The 16,887-nt window shown below is 45.6% G+C and carries 16 protein-coding genes, 3 tRNA genes, 1 other RNA gene, 1 pseudogene and 1 riboswitch; of the genes and pseudogenes, 17 read left to right on the top strand and 4 right to left on the bottom strand.

What is annotated here, in order from left to right:
* Positions 1-48 precede the first annotated feature (48 nt).
* From B3K91_RS08690 to guaA, 9 genes and pseudogenes are all read left to right on the top strand, one after another.
* Positions 49-558 carry a Gx transporter family protein gene (locus B3K91_RS08690; RefSeq protein WP_214061100.1) on the top strand — a complete coding sequence of 170 codons (510 nt, stop codon included), beginning with the start codon at positions 49-51 and terminating at the stop codon, positions 556-558.
* On the top strand, positions 546-1,109 hold the full coding sequence (locus B3K91_RS08685; RefSeq protein ID WP_292590367.1) for a Maf family protein: 564 nt from the start codon (positions 546-548) through the stop codon (positions 1,107-1,109). The genes B3K91_RS08690 and B3K91_RS08685 overlap by 13 nt, the downstream gene beginning before the upstream one ends.
* A 1-nt stretch (position 1,110) precedes the next feature.
* Positions 1,111-1,746: pseudogene (gene radC, locus B3K91_RS08680) on the top strand (RadC family protein); the annotation flags it as partial.
* A 40-nt stretch (positions 1,747-1,786) separates the two neighbouring features.
* The gene (locus tag B3K91_RS08675; RefSeq protein WP_292593232.1) at positions 1,787-2,335 is read left to right on the top strand and encodes an HDIG domain-containing metalloprotein; all 549 of its coding nucleotides are present in this window, start codon (positions 1,787-1,789) and stop codon (positions 2,333-2,335) included.
* A gap of 36 nt (positions 2,336-2,371) precedes the next feature.
* Entirely contained in the window at positions 2,372-3,121 is a 750-nt protein-coding gene (deoC, locus tag B3K91_RS08670; RefSeq protein WP_214061096.1) for a deoxyribose-phosphate aldolase, read from the top strand.
* Position 3,122: 1 nt separating this feature from the next.
* On the top strand, positions 3,123-3,752 hold the full coding sequence (locus tag B3K91_RS08665) for a cyclodeaminase/cyclohydrolase family protein (RefSeq protein WP_214061095.1): 630 nt from the start codon (positions 3,123-3,125) through the stop codon (positions 3,750-3,752).
* The gene (gene tgt / locus B3K91_RS08660; RefSeq protein ID WP_214079222.1) at positions 3,745-4,890 is read left to right on the top strand and encodes a tRNA guanosine(34) transglycosylase Tgt; all 1,146 of its coding nucleotides are present in this window, start codon (positions 3,745-3,747) and stop codon (positions 4,888-4,890) included. The genes B3K91_RS08665 and tgt overlap by 8 nt, the downstream gene beginning before the upstream one ends.
* A gap of 4 nt (positions 4,891-4,894) precedes the next feature.
* On the top strand, positions 4,895-5,722 hold the full coding sequence (locus tag B3K91_RS08655; RefSeq protein ID WP_292590364.1) for a hypothetical protein: 828 nt from the start codon (positions 4,895-4,897) through the stop codon (positions 5,720-5,722).
* Between the two features lie 38 nt (positions 5,723-5,760).
* Positions 5,761-5,859, top strand: a riboswitch (purine riboswitch).
* 31 nt (positions 5,860-5,890) lie between these two features.
* On the top strand, positions 5,891-7,396 hold the full coding sequence (gene guaA / locus B3K91_RS08650) for a glutamine-hydrolyzing GMP synthase (protein WP_292590363.1): 1,506 nt from the start codon (positions 5,891-5,893) through the stop codon (positions 7,394-7,396).
* A 193-nt stretch (positions 7,397-7,589) separates the two neighbouring features.
* Here the strand turns inward: guaA and B3K91_RS08645 are convergent.
* The 3 genes from B3K91_RS08645 to B3K91_RS08635 form a co-directional block, all read right to left on the bottom strand.
* Positions 7,590-7,664 (bottom strand) — tRNA-Gly (locus B3K91_RS08645).
* Between the two features lie 18 nt (positions 7,665-7,682).
* A tRNA-Leu gene (locus tag B3K91_RS08640) sits at positions 7,683-7,767 on the bottom strand.
* Positions 7,768-7,843: transfer RNA gene (locus B3K91_RS08635), tRNA-Lys, on the bottom strand. It lies immediately after the preceding tRNA gene.
* A 172-nt stretch (positions 7,844-8,015) separates the two neighbouring features.
* Between B3K91_RS08635 and B3K91_RS08630 the strand changes: the two genes are divergently transcribed.
* The 7 genes from B3K91_RS08630 (at position 8,016) to B3K91_RS08600 (ending at position 14,142) form a co-directional block, all read left to right on the top strand.
* On the top strand, positions 8,016-8,813 hold the full coding sequence (locus B3K91_RS08630; RefSeq protein WP_214060532.1) for a type III pantothenate kinase: 798 nt from the start codon (positions 8,016-8,018) through the stop codon (positions 8,811-8,813).
* A complete protein-coding gene (locus B3K91_RS08625) occupies positions 8,779-10,125 on the top strand; it encodes a B12-binding domain-containing radical SAM protein (protein ID WP_292590362.1) in 1,347 nt (448 codons plus the stop codon). Before B3K91_RS08630 ends, B3K91_RS08625 begins: the two co-directional genes overlap by 35 nt.
* Positions 10,115-10,645, top strand: a complete 531-nt coding sequence (gene folK / locus B3K91_RS08620) for a 2-amino-4-hydroxy-6-hydroxymethyldihydropteridine diphosphokinase (protein WP_214060403.1) — start codon at positions 10,115-10,117, stop codon at positions 10,643-10,645. The genes B3K91_RS08625 and folK overlap by 11 nt, the downstream gene beginning before the upstream one ends.
* Positions 10,642-11,151, top strand: a complete 510-nt coding sequence (locus tag B3K91_RS08615) for a hypothetical protein (protein WP_292590361.1) — start codon at positions 10,642-10,644, stop codon at positions 11,149-11,151. The genes folK and B3K91_RS08615 overlap by 4 nt, the downstream gene beginning before the upstream one ends.
* The gene (locus B3K91_RS08610) at positions 11,141-12,046 is read left to right on the top strand and encodes a TIGR01212 family radical SAM protein (protein WP_292590360.1); all 906 of its coding nucleotides are present in this window, start codon (positions 11,141-11,143) and stop codon (positions 12,044-12,046) included. Before B3K91_RS08615 ends, B3K91_RS08610 begins: the two co-directional genes overlap by 11 nt.
* Before the next feature lie 4 nt (positions 12,047-12,050).
* An RNA gene (rnpB, locus tag B3K91_RS08605) (RNase P RNA component class A) lies at positions 12,051-12,379 on the top strand.
* Between the two features lie 20 nt (positions 12,380-12,399).
* The gene (locus B3K91_RS08600) at positions 12,400-14,142 is read left to right on the top strand and encodes a YgiQ family radical SAM protein (RefSeq protein WP_214060400.1); all 1,743 of its coding nucleotides are present in this window, start codon (positions 12,400-12,402) and stop codon (positions 14,140-14,142) included.
* Here B3K91_RS08600 and B3K91_RS08595 read toward each other — a convergent pair.
* Positions 14,074-15,348: an SLC13 family permease gene (locus tag B3K91_RS08595; protein WP_214060399.1), complete on the bottom strand. Its 1,275-nt coding sequence runs from the start codon at positions 15,346-15,348 to the stop codon at positions 14,074-14,076. The genes B3K91_RS08600 and B3K91_RS08595 overlap by 69 nt on opposite strands.
* A gap of 123 nt (positions 15,349-15,471) precedes the next feature.
* Between B3K91_RS08595 and B3K91_RS08590 the strand changes: the two genes are divergently transcribed.
* Positions 15,472-16,869, top strand: coding sequence for a Do family serine endopeptidase (locus B3K91_RS08590; RefSeq protein ID WP_214060398.1), 1,398 nt, complete (start codon positions 15,472-15,474; stop codon positions 16,867-16,869).
* Positions 16,870-16,887 lie beyond the last annotated feature (18 nt).

The raw sequence follows: 16,887 nt of genomic DNA, 5'->3' as shown, positions 1-16,887 counted from the left end.
GAAAAATTTTGGCGCGGGCTTGTAACCTGGCGCGAAGATGGAGTAGTAATGGAGGCAAGAAGAGTAACCACACTATCGATGTTAATAGCGATAGGTTCTGTACTTTATCTTCTAGAAAGCCTCATACCTTTTCCTTTGCCAGTTCCAGGCGGAAGATGGGGCTTCTCAAATCTTGTCTTGATATTAGCTCTTTCAGGAATGCCATTCAAAGACGTTCTCGCCATTTCTATTGGGAAAACCTTCATAGGCAGCCTCTTAACAGGAAGACTTGCAACACCTGGATTCTTGATGGGGATTTCGGGAGCTTCTACATCGGCCTCAGTTATGTGGCTACTTAGCAGAACAGAGAAATTCGGCTTGATAGGAATCAGCCTTGTCGGTGCTTCTGTCAACAATTTCACTCAATTGCTGGTTGCTTCAACGTTAGTTGTGAAAAGCTTTGAGATCGTTTTTCTTTACCCTTATATGTTACTTCTTGGATCGATATCGGCAGTAATCAATGCTTATATTGCATTTGAAGTCATTCGAAGGATTGGTGATACTCTTTGGCAAGACTGATATTAGGTTCATCTTCTCCCAGAAGAAAGGAGCTCTTTCGGCTACTAAGAATCCCCTTTGAGATCGTCCCTCCCGAAGGAGTTGAAGAGAATCTCTCTGAGAGATACTCCGAAGCTGAGCTTTCGGAGCTATCTCACAGAAAGGCCCAAAACGTCTATCTCAGACGTCCCAATTCAATAGTTGTGGGAGCAGATACAGTAGTTGTGTTAGATGGATTTGTACTTGGAAAACCAAGTTCTGTTGATGAGGCATTCAGGATGCTTTCGTCCCTTACAGGAAAAACTCACTCAGTATACACATCACTGTCAGTAGTTTCCGAGAAAATCGCCTTCGAGTTTATTGAAGAGACCGAAGTCACTTTCAGAGAAGTACCTGAGAGAGTTTTGCGAGAGTATGCGGAAAGCGGCATCGCTCTGGACAAAGCCGGCGCATACGGAATACAGGATTACGGAGCACTCTTCGTAAAATGCATTACAGGAGACTTTTACAATGTGATGGGATTACCAGTTGGAAGGCTATGGCAGGAGCTTCATTCGCGGGGGGTAGAATAAAATGGACACCCAACTGATGCCAAGGGAGAAACTGATAGAATACGGTGCCGGCTCTCTCACCAATAGTGAGCTAATAGCAATTCTGCTGAGAACAGGGAGCAAAGGCAAAGGTGTACTTGAGATGAGTGAAGAGCTTCTCAACTACTATGGTTCGTTGACTGCGCTTCTTTCTGCTGAGGTATCTGAACTCATGAATATCAAAGGGCTCGGCACAGCAAAAGCCGTGTGTCTGAAAGCCTCTCTTGAACTAGGGCAGAGAATCTTCAGAGAAATGTCAGAAAATACAAGGGTACGTCTTGACGAACCGGAGGGTGTCTACTGTCTTTGCCATGATATGGCCTTCATGGATAGGGAGACAGTAAGAGTGATTTCTTTAGATACCAAACTGAACTACAGAGGTCTCAACACTGTGAGCATAGGAATTCTGGATTCTTCCCTTCTTCATCCCAGAGAGGTCTACAAACCCGCCATCAGCAGAACTGCCGCAGCAATAATCCTCGTCCATAATCACCCCTCCGGTGATCCATCTCCCAGCAAAGAGGACGAAGGCATTACCTCTAGGATTAGAAACGCTGGAGAAACTCTCGGAATTAAGATGCTGGATCACGTTATAATAGGAAGCGGCAGATACTATAGTTTTGCAGCAGGAAAGGTCTTCACAGCGGAGGTGGCGCATAATGATTTCGAGAGAAGAGGCAATGCTTCTTATAAGAGACAACATACATTCAAAGAATCTAATTAAGCACGTACTTGCTACTGAGGCGGTAATGAAAGCTCTGGCTGAAAAGCTGGAACAGGACAGAGATGTTTGGGCCATGGCAGGGCTTCTCCATGATCTTGACTACGAATTCACAAAGGATAATTTCAATGAACACGGTAACAAGACCGTGCAGATGCTTGAAGGAAAGGATCTTCCCAACGAAGTGAAAGATGCTATTCTAGCGCACTGTGATAAGAAGGAGAGGGAGTCACTTATTGAGAGAGCCATTTATGCAGCCGACCCTGTGACAGGGTTCATAGTAGCTGCCGTCCTTATCAGAAAAGGAACCCAACTTGTCGATACTGATGTCGAATTCCTCTTGAACAGATTCAAGGAGAAGTCGTTTGCTAAGGGCGCAAGCAGGGAGCAAATGGCAAGTTGTTCAGAATTTGGAATTTCTCTTTCGGAGTTTCTCTCTCTTTCCTTAAGAGCTATGCAGGGAATTTCAAATGATTTGGAGCTTTGAGATTTCAAAAAGAGTGAGAGAAGGAAAGGTGATGCGATGATTGAAGAATCAGTTAGGAACGAAATAAGGAGATACAAGGAAGAATACTCTCCTGTTGTTAGAGAACTGCCCGATAAACTAAATGTCTCGAGATTCATCGACCATACTCTTCTGAAGGCCGACGCAACACCAGAAATGGTAAAAAAGCTTTGTGAAGAAGCTATGCGTTATGAGTTCTGGAGTGTCTGTGTGAATAGCGGATACATTCCTTTGGCAAGTAAGTTGCTCGCAGAAAGTGATGTAAAAAAGACGGTTGTTGTGGGATTTCCTTTGGGACAGATGTCAAGTGAAGCAAAAGTTTTCGAAGCTTCATGGGCCTCTGACAATGGGGCAGACGAGTTTGACATGGTGATCAACGTGGGCCTTCTAAAGGCTGGAGAGTACGAAACCGTTTTTGATGACATAGTTAAAGTGGTAGAATCGGCTCATGGAAAACCTGTTAAGGTGATTTTGGAAACTTGTTTGTTGACCGTAGAAGAGAAGATCGCTGGCTGCGTTATTTCGAGAGAGGCAGGTTCCGCTTTCGTGAAGACTTCTACCGGTTTTTCCTCAGGTGGAGCAACCATAGAAGATGTTTCGCTTATGAAATTTGTGGTCGGTGACAAATGCAGAGTAAAGGCCTCCGGAGGTGTCAAGTCAAGAGAAGATGCTCTCAAAATGATAGTCGCCGGCGCAAACAGGATAGGTACAAGTTCTGGTATAAAGATAGTGACTGGAGAATCAAATGATAATCGGGGGGGTTATTAAAATGGATTTCTGCACACTACCAGTTAAAGACTTCTTGAAGAAAGTTGCTGAGAAATCTGCAACTCCAGGAGGCGGAGCAGTAGGTGCGGTCGTAGCTGCTCTCGCAGCGTCATTAGGGTCTATGGTTGCGAACTTGACTATTGGCAAGAAGGGATACGAAGATGTCGAAGGTCATATGGAGTCCGCTTTAGAAGTCTTTGAGTCAGAAAGCAACTACCTATGTGATCTGATGAACCGCGATATCCAGGCGTTCGACCAGGTGATGTCAGCCTATAAGATGTCAAAGGCCACAGATGATGAAAAGAATAGCAGGGAAATGAAGGTTCAGCAGGCTTTGAAAACAGCAATAGAAGTGCCTTTTGATCTCGCCAGACGCTGCAAGAATATCATTTTCAACGTCGAACGACTTGCCAAGTGGGGGAACTCAAATGTGCTTTCGGACGCAGAGAGTGCCGCTCACCTTCTTCATGCGGTTTACAAAATAGCTAAAGCCAACGTAATGATAAACATGAAATCTCTTAAAGACCCTGATTATGGCTCGTGGATAAATGAAGAAATGAAGCAGTTGGAAAAACAGATAAACGCTTCCTACGAGAAAATCATCGAGATAATCGGGAAGCGAAATGGTTGAGCTGAGCATCAGAGCATCTAGCACCGAATCAAAGGCAAGAACCGGCATTATTAGTACTCCTCACGGAGAGTTTGATACGCCAGTGTTTATGCCGGTTGGGACCAATGGAACAGTTAAGGGAATATGGCAAGACCAGCTCCAAGAACTCGAAGCAAGAATAATACTTGGCAACGCTTTTCATTTGTTCTTGCGCCCGGGGCTCGATATTCTACGAGATTTCGGTGGACTTCACAAGTTCATGTCTTGGGGTCATTCAATCCTAACGGATAGCGGGGGGTTCCAGGTTTTCTCGCTAAAAGACAAAATGGTGAGCGATGAAGGAGTTAAGTTTCGTTCACCACTTGATGGGAGGAGTCTTTTCGTTACTCCAGAGCTTTCGATGGAGATACAAGAAGCTGTTGGATCGGACATTGCAATGGCCTTTGATGAGTGTACTGAACCAAGTGCAACAAAGGAATACATAAGGAATTCCGTGAATAGAACAACGGCTTGGGCAAAGAGGTTTTTGATCGCACATAGAAGGAACAGTAAGCAGTCCTTTTTCGGTGTGGTTCAGGGAGGGTTCTTCAACGACTTAAGAGAAGAAAGCGCTTCTCAAATAACCGCCATGGATTTTGACGGGTTTGCACTAGGCGGGTTGAGCGTCGGAGAGGATTTTGAGACTACCGAGAGGGTGCTTTCAAGCTCTGTCGAGTTACTACCGGAGGATCGGCCTAGATATCTAATGGGAGTCGGGACACCCGAACTGATAATGGTTGCTGTCGAAAACGGCGTTGACATGTTCGACAGTGTTCTCCCCACAAGGCTAGGAAGGCACGGGGCAGCTCTCACATCTCGGGGAAGAGTTAACCTGAAATCGGCGAGAAACAAGTTGGACAGATCTCCTGTTGATCCATTTTGTCAATGCAAAGTCTGTTCAACATACAGTAAGGCGTACATTCATCACCTTTTTACGAGGGATGAGATACTTGGAAAGACTCTGTTGAGTTACCATAACATCAGCTTTCTTATGCAGTTCGTGAAGAAGATCCGAGAGGCTATACTTGAAGATAGACTGGCTGAATTCAAAAACTACTGCCTAGAAACCGGCCTTATTCAAGCAGTTAATCCAAAGACTTCTGAAGAACGTATGGGGTGATAAGATGAAGAAGCTCTTGATTTTAGTGGTCGTATCTCTTGGTGTGGTTACTGCGGCATTGAATCCATTCTCGCTTCAAACAGGAGGAAATGGCATACTGGCAAAAGGGTATAGTTCGGGATTTGGAAGTCCATCAGATCTCTATGGAGTACTCAATTCAGCATTTTCATCGAGCTTTGTTGAACTCACCACAACCGCTTCCCCTTCATCGAATGAGCGTGGGCTATATGTTCAGTTATTTGAGGACTCCGATGACGGAATGGCTGGAATGCTTCAGTACTATATGGATATTGGCAAAACGTCAAGTATTAGGTCGCTCAGCTACATGATATCTGGCGAACTTGGGCCCCTAACTGCCTATGGCGTAGATCTACAAATAAACATGTCCACCGCAACAACAACAAACTACGGTGTCGCAATCAAGGGTGGTATTACTGGAAAGGCTTACGAGATCCTGGACTACGTAGTAGCCTTCAGTAGTTCTATTTGGAATAGCGGTTCATCCGCAAATTCGATCGATCTTCTGGCAGGAATACGATTTGTTCCTGACCCTTTCATGATAGGACTTGAATTGGGAACAAGAGAGGGATTGGAAATCAAGTATTTGGGCCTTTCGACACAGTACACATACAACAGTCTTTTTTCGGCTCGAGCAGGAGTCTCAATGAACGCGGATCTTCTCGGAAACATGGATTTTCTTGTCGGAGGAGGAATCGAGGTTAGGGTTGGAGACATGCTTATTACATCCGGAATTGGTACTAACCTCACTAATAAGATCGAATCTATTAGTTTCGAGAGAACCTGGAGTGTGGGGCTTCTTGGCCGGTGGTGATTCTTTATTTACTAATCCTTAGTACCTAGCGTTTTCCGAGGTGATAGAATCCATTTACCCGTATAATCCCGCGAATCGGCGCGGGAGTTTCTACAGAAGGCCATAACCTTCTTTCTACGGCGTGCATTAATACTACCCCGCCTGGGGGTTTTTTCTTTCGGAGGCAAAATGGACAGGATTATTGTTCTAGACTACGGATCTCAATACACGCTCCTTCTCGCTCGACGAATACGAGAAATCGGTGTTCTTTGCACCGTAACAACTCCGGACTGCTTCACATTCGACAACAGCATAAGAGGCGTTGTTCTTTCTGGCGGCCCGCAAAGCGTCTATGAAGAAGGCTCTGCTGATTTCCCTGAACAACTACATGAACTCTCCGTGCCTATCCTCGGAATATGCTACGGAATGCACCTGCTGGCAAAACGAATGGGAGGGTTTGTCTCACGCGGAATTCGTGGCGAGTACGGCCTCACTGCGATATCTGTCGACACTAATCATCTTCGTGGAATCCCTAGTGAGATAGAAGTTTGGATGAGTCATGGAGACGAAGTAACAAGTCTACCTGAGAGTTGTTCAGTCATTGCCCGAAGCAGAAATGGAACGATTGCCGGATTCACGAACGGTAGAGACTTGGCCTTTCAATTTCATCCAGAGGTTCATCAAACTCAATATGGAAAGGAGTTGATAGAAAGGTTTGTACTTGGCATATGCGGAGCTTCTCGGGACTGGAAGATCTCTGATTTCGCGAATGAGAAGATTGCAGAGATCCGAAGAACCGTTGAAGGGAAAAAGGTTGTTGGCGGGCTTTCTGGAGGGGTTGATTCGACTGTAGCTGCAGCATTGACAACCAGAGCAATAGGCGACGACTTCATCGGAATCTTCGTAAATCATGGCTTGATGAGAAAGAACGAGGAACTTGAAGTCCCAGGAACTCTGAAGAGTCTCGGTATGAACGTTATAACTGTTGATGCGTCCCAAGAGTTTTTCTTTGCACTAAAAGGGATTGTTGATCCCGAGGACAAGAGAAGAGCGATAGGAGAGACATTCGTCAAGGTCTTCGAAAGAGAAGCAAATAAACTGAGGGCAGACTTTCTTCTACAGGGAACGATCTACTCGGATGTCATTGAATCCGGCGCATCCTCCAGAAGTGCGGAGAAAATCAAGAGTCACCACAATGTTGGTGGTCTGCCTGAGAATATGAAACTGACGCTCCTCGAGCCAATAAGAGAACTCTTCAAAGATGAAGTAAGGAATCTTGGTAGATCTCTCGGCATAGATGAAACCCTGATTAACAGACAACCCTTTCCTGGACCCGGCCTAGGGGTGAGGATAATCGGCGAAGTAACAGCCGAAAGGGCAAGAATACTAAAGGAAGTTGACTCTATCTTTCTCGAAGTGCTTACGGAATCGGGCGAAATAGAAAGGATCTGGCAGTCCTTTGCGGTGCTGCTCTCAATTTCAAGCGTCGGGGTTAAAGGTGACAAGAGATCATATGGTTTCGTAGTTGCACTTAGAGCCGTAGATAGCCATGAAGGCATGACTGCTTCCTGGCATGCGCTTCCTCATAACCTTCTTAGAGAAGTCTCTTCAAGGATTACGTCTCGGGTGAAGGAAGTCGGAAGGGTCGTTTTCGACATAACTGACAAACCTCCTGCAACCATCGAATGGGAGTGAGAAGAAGACGGTAACCCAGCCGGATAGCTATTCAGAAAACCAGAGGTGCTCAAAGGACCCTCATTGAGGCAGGTTTGCTTTCCAGTTTTTCTTACGAGAAAGCGCTTTCTGCTCTTTCAATGACCGAATAGATATCCGGGAACAGAAAGATAAGATCGTAAAAAAAAAAAGAAGACGCCTTCAGGCGTCTTCCTGGAGCGGAAGACGGGGTTCGAACCCGCGACCCCCTGCTTGGCAAGCAGGTGCTCTACCACTGAGCTACATCCGCATGAAGAAAATCATTCTCTGGTGCGAGAGGAGGGACTTGAACCCTCACAGGTCTCCCCACTGGATCCTAAGTCCAGCGCGTCTGCCAATTTCGCCACTCTCGCTGGTGACTCGCGCGGGATTCGAACCCGCGACCCCCTGATTAAAAGTCAGGTGCTCTACCTGCTGAGCTAGCGAGTCGCTCCCACTTTCAGTCTCCAGCCTGCGCTGGCAGAAAGATTATATCATCACATCATCTGCCTATCAAGTGGAGAGAATTATTAAGATAATGTGAAACAGCAAGGATTAGCCAGAACCAATGCTAGTACAAAGAGTCCAAATGAGATGTTACTATCTAGCTAGGAGGTATAGAATGCTGTTACTTGCTGACGTGGGAAACACGACGACCGTTTTTGGTCTCGACAGTGGGAGCAAAATAGAGGCTGTATGGAGGCTTCCTTCTTTGAGGCTCGAGACGGAAGATGAACTATTCGTCATTCTTGAAGGACTCTTGAGGTACGAACAAGCTTCACTTTCGAGTATAAAAGGGCTTTGTGTGGCAAGCGTTGTTCCAAGACTAAACTCAACAATTGATTACTTCGCTAGAAAATACCTGTTGGAACCGGCCATGTTTGTCAAGGCCGATAGGTTTGTTTCTGTCGATCTGGAAACAGACAACCCTTCGGAAATTGGTGCCGATAGACTGGCAAACGTAATGGGCGCGAAGGAATGTTACGGAGCCAACGTAATCGTTGTCGATGTCGGGACTGCAATTACCATAGATATTGTTATGGATGGCGCATTTGCAGGTGGCGCAATTCTTCCTGGACCTGAAACGGCGATGTCTGCTCTCTTCTCCAGGACTGCAAAGCTGCCGGAAGTCGAGCTCTTCTTTGAAGACCACTACTTCGGAACGAATACTGAGGACAACCTTAGAATCGGTATAGTAAACGGAACGTATTTCGCTCTGCAGGGGATTATTAGCGAAATCGAGAAGCAGTTTGATGTCAAGCCGAAAATCGTTGGAACGGGTGGAAAAGCACGTCTCTTCATTACCGAAGATGGGTTCATAGAAATGGACGACCCTTATCTAACCTTGAAGGGAATAAGATCCTATTACAATCGAGTGAAGTCATTTGAAAAGAATATTACTGATCAATCCTTGGATTGAAGATGTATCGGCCTACGATTACTGGCTAAAGCCTTTGGGGTTATTGTACATATCTTCTGCTCTGAAAACCCTTAGTGTTGAACCAGTCTTAGTTGACTGTCTCGATCGATACGATTCGGACCTTCTCTCATATTCCTCCGGTTCAGGAGAAAAATACTTCGGAACCGGGAAGTTCGTGGAAACCGTTGTTCCAAAACCAGACTGTATAGCTTCCATCCCAAGAAGGTTCAAGAGGTTCGGTTTTCCTGAAGAAGTATTCAGGAGCAAACTGCAACAACTAGACCACGTTGACGGTGTCTTCGTTACTTCTATGATGACGTACTGGCATTATGGAGTGAGCGACACAATAAGGGTTGTTCGCCAAGAGTTGCCGTCAATACCTATTGTGCTTGGCGGGGTCTACGCAACGCTGCTTCCGGAACACGCAAAAAGGAATGCCGGAGCAGATTTGGTCTGTCCCGGAACGGGAATGAAGCCTATAGAGAAGGCTCTGCAATTCCTCGGAATAAACAAATCTGTTCAGTCTGATTGGTTTGATGAGCTTAGTCCCGATTACTCGGCCTACGAATCTCCGCATTATGCTGTTGTAATAACCAGTCTAGGGTGCCCTTTCAGATGCGTTTACTGCGCAAGTAGTTATCTATGGCGCCATTTCTTAAGAAGAGATCCGACAAAGACTGCAGAGCATATCGAGTACCTGGTTAAATCATCGAATCTCTCAGACATTGTCTTTTTTGATGACGCGATTCTTGTTGGTGGCGGTTTCAAGACACTTATGAAAGAAATCGAACATCGTAGCATAAGAACAAGGTTTCACCTGCCTAATGGAGTGCACGCGCGATTTGTAGACAGGGAAACCGCAGATTTGATGTACGCTAATAACTTCAAGACAATTAAAATCGGACTGGAGACTTCAGATCGAGCCTTGCAAACTTCCACAGGGGGGAAAGTTTTTCTTAACGATATCTACAGAGCCGTCGATAACCTCTCAAAGGCCGGATTCGCCTACAAGGAGATTAGCGCCTACATCATGCTGAATCTACCTGGACAGAGCGAAGAAGATGTACTGGACTCACTGAGAATCTGTGAAGAGTTAGGCCTGTCCCCAAGTCTTAACGAATTCACGCCTATACCAGGAACTCTGCAATGGAAAGAACTAATTGAAAGAGGTTCATTTGCTGAAGATATTGACCCACTACTTCTTGACAACTCGATCATTCCGCACTGGTGGAAGCAGGGATTCTCGTTGGACACTGTGCAGCGACTAAAAGAAGCGGCGTGGTCATTACGGAGGAAGTTGAGTGGAGAGTGATCTATTTCTCGCATTTGGTAGCAATATCGACAACAGACTGAATTACATCGCGGAAGCTTTCACAAAGCTCATCGAATTGGGATTGCCTCTTTTAGAGGTCTCGTCAGTATACACTACACAACCGTACGGAAACACAGAGCAGGATGATTTCCTGAACTGTGTCGGCAAGTTCCGTTACTCAGGAGATGTCAGGTTACTCATAAGAGATATTAAGTTCATTGAAAATGCTATTGGCAGAGTTCAAAGATTCAGATGGAGTCCGAGGGAGATTGATATCGATATCTTGCTTCACGGAAAAACGGTTCTCCAGACAGTAGAGCTTACAGTTCCTCATAGCGATATAATTAATAGGAAGTTCGTTCTGGTCCCCTTGCTTGAAATTGATAGGGAGCTTAAGGACCCGAGAGACGGCACTCTCTTTTCGGATCATTTAGAGAGGCTGGGACAGGAGAACTGGCCTAAGCCCTTCTTGAAAGCCAGACGCTTCAGAGAATTAATCGACCGGGAGGTGAAGAAATGAGAGGCAAACAATCCCGTTTCATCGTAGCGCTATTGTTTCTGGTAATTCTGGTTTCTTCCTGTGGAAGCTCCAGAGTTGACCTGGTGCCTGGTAGGTTCGCAGGATTCACTATGAGTGGCTACATGGACATTTCAACGACTACAAGTGTGGGAGGCAGACTATTAGGCTTTACTCTTAATGAAGACTCTCTTCTTCTTCATAAAGAATTCGCAAAAGGAACGAAGGAGCTCAGCATATATATAGTGAAATTCGAGACCGCTTCAGGGACCACGAGTCTCTGGTATTCGCTGATTAGAGAAATTTCAAATGAATTCAGAGCGCTCGTAAGTGCGATACCGTGGATCTATGGAGAATTTTCGGGGAAGATCGATGGAGGATTTGTGAAGACGTGGTTCTCGGGAAAGTGGCTGTATTTGTTCATAGGTAGTTCCAAAGAGGAGGTAAACTCTGCAGTTGATGCCTTCAGAGAGTTCGAAAAGAGTCTGGTGAGATCCGTTGAATCATAAGCCCTACAAAGATCTGAAGACTCACCTGAGGCTTAAGTACGGCGAGTATGTTCATAGAGTCCCACTTGATGCCGGTTTTTCATGTCCTCATAAAGTCAATGGAATTGGAGGCTGCATATACTGCGATCCTTCGGGAAGCGGGTTCTCTGTTGACTCCAGTCTTTCTTTGAGGGAACAGCTCTTTCAAAGAATATCTCTTCTTAGAAAAAAGGGAATTGGAAAGTTCATGGCATACTTTCAGGCCAACTCGAATACGTACGCACCAATTGAAAGACTGAGAACAGTTTACAGAGAGGCTATCATTGAAGATGTAGTAATACTGGACATTTCGACAAGACCGGATCTTGTGTCGGAAGAAGTACTGGATCTTTTGGAGGAGTTCTCCGAAGAAGTTGACGTTATTCTTGAACTCGGCCTTCAGAGCATTAATCCTAACACTCTGAAAGCTATTAATAGAGGACATACGCTTGCACAATTTGTTGATTCTTCATTGAGAGCGAGAAAGAGAGGTATTGAGGTAGTCACTCACGTGATAGCCAATCTGCCTTGGGATACCGAAGAGGATGTCTGCGAAGCGGCAAGGTTGATCTCAGTACTTGGTATCGAAGGAGTTAAAATTCACTCTCTGTACATTGTTGAAGGCACTGAGCTAGCGAGAATGTATAAGAAGGGAAAAGTGGACCTAGGTACTGCAGAGCAATTTGTGGAGAGAGTCATTCTCTTTCTTGAGCATTTGAACGAAAACGTAATAATCCACAGACTCGTCTCCGATCCGCCGATCGAAGGTACTCTCTTCGGTAACTGGGGAATGTCGAAGATCAAGCTCTTGAATATGATCGAGAGAAAGATGATAATTGAAGGTAGATATCAGGGCATTAAGGCCTTGGCAATCTAATCGGGAAGCGAAACGTGTGACCGCGGAAATTCCGAGGAAAGTCCGGACTCCATGGGCAGGGGCGCTGGGTAATACCCAGGGAGAGTGATCTCCGGAAAGGGCCATAGAAAAGAAGACCGCCTTAGGGCAAGGATGGAAAGGTGAAGGTAAGAGCTCACCGGCTGTCGGGCGACCGGCAGGCCTGGTAACCCCCGTCTGGAGCAAGTCCAAGCAGAAAGGGTCTGAGGATGCCCACCAAATCCCTTTCGGGTAGGATGCAAGAGGGCTATGGTAACATGGCTCCCAGATAGATGGTCACAGTAACAGAATCCGGCTTACGGTTTCGCTTCCCGTTTTTCTTTTTGGAGTGCCTTATGAATATACCAATGACGACCGAAGAGATGGTAGAAAGAAACTGGAACGTTCTCGATGTGATCCTTGTAACGGGGGATGCTTTTGTTGATCATCCTTCCTTTGGAACTGCAATGATAGCCAGGGTCCTTGAGTCTGATGGGTGGAGAATTGGTGTTATCTCACAACCCGACTGGAGAACAACCACAGAGATCAGAGCGCTGGGAAGACCAAGACTCTTCTTTGGTGTGACCTCTGGGAATGTCGATTCGATGGTTGCAAACTATACTTCAACCGGGAAGAAGAGAAAGAGCGATGATTACACACCAGGAGGGATCGGGGGAAAGAGACCCGATAGGGCAGTGACGGTCTATGCTAACCTAATTAGGCAGGCATTTAAAGACACAATTGTAGTTATTGGAGGCATAGAAGCTAGTCTGAGAAGATTCTCTCATTTTGATTGGTGGAGCGACAGAATAAAGAAGTCGATTCTCCTTGATTCCAAAGCCGATTTGCTTGTTTATGGAATGGGAGAAAAACCGATTGTAGAAATTGCCAGAGAGATTGCTAATCAGGGAAGAGTGTCTCACAATGTAGAGGGTACAGCTTTCTGGTCAAGCGAAAAACCGGATGGAGTGGAACTCCCATCACATGAGTCTGTAGTCCGCAACAAGAAGGATTACTTCAAGCTCACCAGAATGATCCACGAAGAGACCGATGCCGCAAGAGGGAATCGACTTTACCAGCTCCAGGATAACAGATATGTTGTTCAGAACAAACCGCCAGTTGTTATTCAAGAGGAGCTGGACTCATTTTACTCTCTTCCTTTCACTCGTACCGTGCATCCTGTATCTCTCTCCAAAGGTAGAGTTAAAGCTGTTGATACGGTACGCTATTCAGTGACGAGCCATAGAGGTTGCTATGGTCAGTGCAATTTCTGCGCAATTGCCCTTCATCAGGGTAGAACAGTAGTCTCAAGAAGTGAGACATCTATTCTTGACGAAGTCATTTCTCTCACAAGAGATGGTAATTTCAAAGGAACCGTAACTGACATAGGTGGACCAACAGCGAACATGTACGGCTACGAGTGTTTGGTTAAGCTGAAGGCTGGAGCCTGCCGAACCAAGAGATGCCTCTTCCCGGAAGTGTGCGGCTCTTTGGAACCTGATCATTCAAGATATTTGTCTCTTCTAAAAAGAGCGAGAGAAATTCCAGGAGTAAAACATGTATTCGTCTCCTCGGGCATCAGATATGATCTCATTCTAGGTGATAAAAGATACGGGAAGGAATTTCTGAAGGAACTAATGAAAAACCACGTCTCGGGGCAGCTGAAGATAGCTCCAGAGCACACAGTCGATCATGTCCTTGAACACATGTGCAAACCCTCGAATAAGATGCTGACTAGCTTTCTTGAAGAAGTTGATCGGCTTTCAGACAGAAGAAACTTCGTTGTTGGTTACTTCATCGCGGCCCACCCAGGGTGCACGATTCGGGACATGGAAGAACTAAAGAGATTTATCCGAGAAAAAATGCGCTATAATCCTGAGCAAGTCCAGATTTTCACTCCTTCACCTTCGACACTCTCCACGGCTATGTATTACACTGAGATGACTTCAGAAAATGGCGACTCAATCTTTGTAGAAAAGTCCTCAGGTTCTAGAAAAGCACAAAAAGAGGTTTTAACTGAAAGACGAACCCTAGAAGGAAAACCTCACAAGGATATACGCAGTACCGGCAGCAAGGGTCATGATCGTCAACGGCATTGAAAACTTCAAGAAATCCGAATAACTCAGCTTTTCCCTTGAATGCTTTTCTATCAGTCCGACACCAACCATATTGGCTGCGGCGCCCGCAATTGAGAAACTCCCCCCAAAACACGCTGAGATCGATATCACCCACCAAACATCCATGGGAACTCCGTATTTTGCAGTCATCCCCTCAATAACGGGAATCATAAATGTTACAGCCGGCACCGCACCGATAAAACCGCTCATGAGTGCAGATAACCAGTAAAGTGTTAGAAAGAGAATGATCCTGTTGCCCGAAAGAGAACCAAGTAGATCAGAAATAGATGACGTAATACCTACTTGTTGGAGTGCCGACGCAAGCACAAACAACCCCATGAAGAAAAAGATCGTGTCCCATTCGATATCCTCAGACAGACTGGAAAAACTCTTACCGCTAAGGATCATCGCAGCAGCAGCACCGCCGAGGGCAATCAAAGATGGCTCAACTCCTATCAAGTCGTGCAGAAGGAATCCTGCTATTATTCCAAAAAACACGGTCAGCGATTTGTACAGTGAGGATTTTGAGACTATGGCCTTGTTGGGATCCATACTTGCAAGCCGCTGAAGTCTGTCTCCCATCAATCTATAACTCTTGAAAACCCTTCTGTCAAGAAAGACGACAGTTATTAGCAGTGCGATGAGAGTAATAGGGCCATCTATCCTTATGAAATCCATAAATCCGAATCCACTCGCTGAACCGACAAGGATATTGGGCGGATCTCCAATCAGCGTTGCCGTTCCTCCAACGTTTGCGGCGAGGACACCCGCAAGCAGGAAGTTTCTGGGGGAGACTTCCAGAGAATCCGCAACAAGAAATATTACCGGAGCAAAGAGAAGTATAGTAGTGACGTTGTCTAGAAAGGCAGAGAAAAGCGCAATTGTAACCATAAAGAAGACTAATAATGCTCTAACATTTCCCTTCGAAATCCTCACAACATGAACAGCCACAAACTCGAAGAACCCGGTTGTCCTAAGAGTGCCGACCACTATCATCATTCCGATAAGAATGCCTATCGTATTGAAGTCTACAAGAAAACCAATTTCCTTCATATCGAAGTTAGGTATTACTTTAGAAAGAAGTATGATTATACCTGCTGCAAACGCAACGGTAGATCTATTGAATTTACCAGATATTATGAGAATGTAAGCCAGAACAAAAACAACTAGAACGAACAACCACTGCATTTCAAGTCACCTCTCGAAAATGAACTATAACAGTATATCACCAACCAATTCCTTGAACAATGAACAAAAATCTTCAGTCAAATTGATACCGGAGTAGCCAACTCGAAGAAGGAGGTCAGAGTTATGAAGAAGGTTTTTGTAGTACTTGTTGTAGTTATGTTATCAGTGGCTTCTCTGGCCCTGGTTAATGAAGGCTACGAGAGCCCAGTTATTAACGTAGTTGAAGCAGCAGGACCAGCAGTTGTCAAAGTAGACGTTGAGGCGACAAGGAAATATTCCATCAGAGATCCTTACGGTTTCGAGGAATTCTTCAGGCGTTTTTTTGGTGAAATTCCCGATCAGAAGGTGACCGGCGTTGGGTCCGGATTCATCTTCAGTAAAGATGGCTATATTTTCACTAACGAACATGTTGTCGCTGGAGCAGACAAGATATCGGTATCTCTTCTCGACGGCAACGTCTATCCGGCAAAGTATATTGGAGGAGACGCCGAACTGGACATTGCCGTGATAAAGATCGAACCTGACGGTGCCGATCTTCCCATTGTTGAAGTCGGTGACTCCGACTCTCTTAGGATAGGCGAATGGGCAATTGCGATAGGCAATCCTTTTGGTCTAAAACACACAGTTACCCTCGGCGTGATCAGCGCTGTCGGCAGGCAGCTACCGAAACCCGACGGTAACGGAGTCTATTCGAATCTTATCCAGACTGATGCAGCAATCAACCCCGGTAATAGTGGAGGTCCACTCCTCAACATTTACGGTCAGGTTATCGGAATCAACACAGCCATTATATCTCCCGACGTTGGGACTTCTCTTGGCTTCGCAATACCGATCAACGTTGCTATGAGATTCGTTGATTCGATAATCGAAACGGGATCGGTTCAGAGGGCTTATCTGGGAGTATACATGGACTCCGTCACTGAGGCAATCTCTCGATCGTTGGGTCTCAAAGTTGATAAAGGTGCCTTAATAACCGATGTCGTACCTGACTCAGCTGCTGACAAGGCGGGAATTAGGCCACAAGACGTAATAATCGGATTCGAAAACCTTGAGATCTCAAACTCCTCTGAGCTTAGAGCAGCTGTACTCAACTACCCTGCTGGTTCTCAAGTTAGAATCACGATCGACAGGTTCGGAGAGAGAATTGTTGTAACTGCAGTCCTTGGGACTCTTTCTCAAGAAAGTACTTCTTCGCAGGAAGAGAGTGAAGAGCCAAAAGCTTTCGAGAGCTCTTTAGGCCTCTCAGTTTCCGAGATAACTCCTGAAGACAGAGAGCGTCTCGGCCTTTCTCAAGAGTTCAGAGGGATAATCGTTAGGAGTGTAAGCACAGAAGGAATAGTATACAGGCTGGGCATAGGCAAAGACGACATAATAACCCGTTTAAGCATAAATGGAAATCAGGTGGCTATTGATAATGTAAGTGCTTTTGAAGAAGCTGTTGATAGCATAAGAGAGGGAGATTACGTGGCTTTCTTCGTCTATAGAAGCGGCGTAAGATTCGTTGCTTCTTTCCAGTTCTAAAACGGAAATGCCGTCACC

Source organism: Mesotoga sp. UBA5847 (assembly GCF_002432735.1).
Lineage (GTDB): Bacteria > Thermotogota > Thermotogae > Petrotogales > Kosmotogaceae > Mesotoga.
The sequence above is the reverse complement of the archived record's forward strand: the minus strand, read 5'-3'. Positions and strand labels throughout refer to the sequence as shown.

Excerpts from the sequence above, each read along its gene's own strand:
- deoC (WP_214061096.1), top strand. The coding sequence starts at position 2,372 with ATGATTGAAGAATCAGTTAGGAACGAAATAAGGAGATACAAGGAAGAA.
- B3K91_RS08600 (WP_214060400.1), top strand. The coding sequence starts at position 12,400 with ATGAATATACCAATGACGACCGAAGAGATGGTAGAAAGAAACTGGAAC.
- tgt (WP_214079222.1), top strand. The coding sequence starts at position 3,745 with ATGGTTGAGCTGAGCATCAGAGCATCTAGCACCGAATCAAAGGCAAGA.
- B3K91_RS08590 (WP_214060398.1), top strand. The coding sequence starts at position 15,472 with ATGAAGAAGGTTTTTGTAGTACTTGTTGTAGTTATGTTATCAGTGGCT.
- B3K91_RS08630 (WP_214060532.1), top strand. The coding sequence starts at position 8,016 with ATGCTGTTACTTGCTGACGTGGGAAACACGACGACCGTTTTTGGTCTC.
- guaA (WP_292590363.1), top strand. The coding sequence starts at position 5,891 with ATGGACAGGATTATTGTTCTAGACTACGGATCTCAATACACGCTCCTT.
- B3K91_RS08595 (WP_214060399.1), bottom strand. The coding sequence starts at position 15,348 with ATGCAGTGGTTGTTCGTTCTAGTTGTTTTTGTTCTGGCTTACATTCTC.
- B3K91_RS08690 (WP_214061100.1), top strand. The coding sequence starts at position 49 with ATGGAGGCAAGAAGAGTAACCACACTATCGATGTTAATAGCGATAGGT.
- B3K91_RS08675 (WP_292593232.1), top strand. The coding sequence starts at position 1,787 with ATGATTTCGAGAGAAGAGGCAATGCTTCTTATAAGAGACAACATACAT.
- B3K91_RS08665 (WP_214061095.1), top strand. The coding sequence starts at position 3,123 with ATGGATTTCTGCACACTACCAGTTAAAGACTTCTTGAAGAAAGTTGCT.
- B3K91_RS08615 (WP_292590361.1), top strand. The coding sequence starts at position 10,642 with ATGAGAGGCAAACAATCCCGTTTCATCGTAGCGCTATTGTTTCTGGTA.
- B3K91_RS08655 (WP_292590364.1), top strand. The coding sequence starts at position 4,895 with ATGAAGAAGCTCTTGATTTTAGTGGTCGTATCTCTTGGTGTGGTTACT.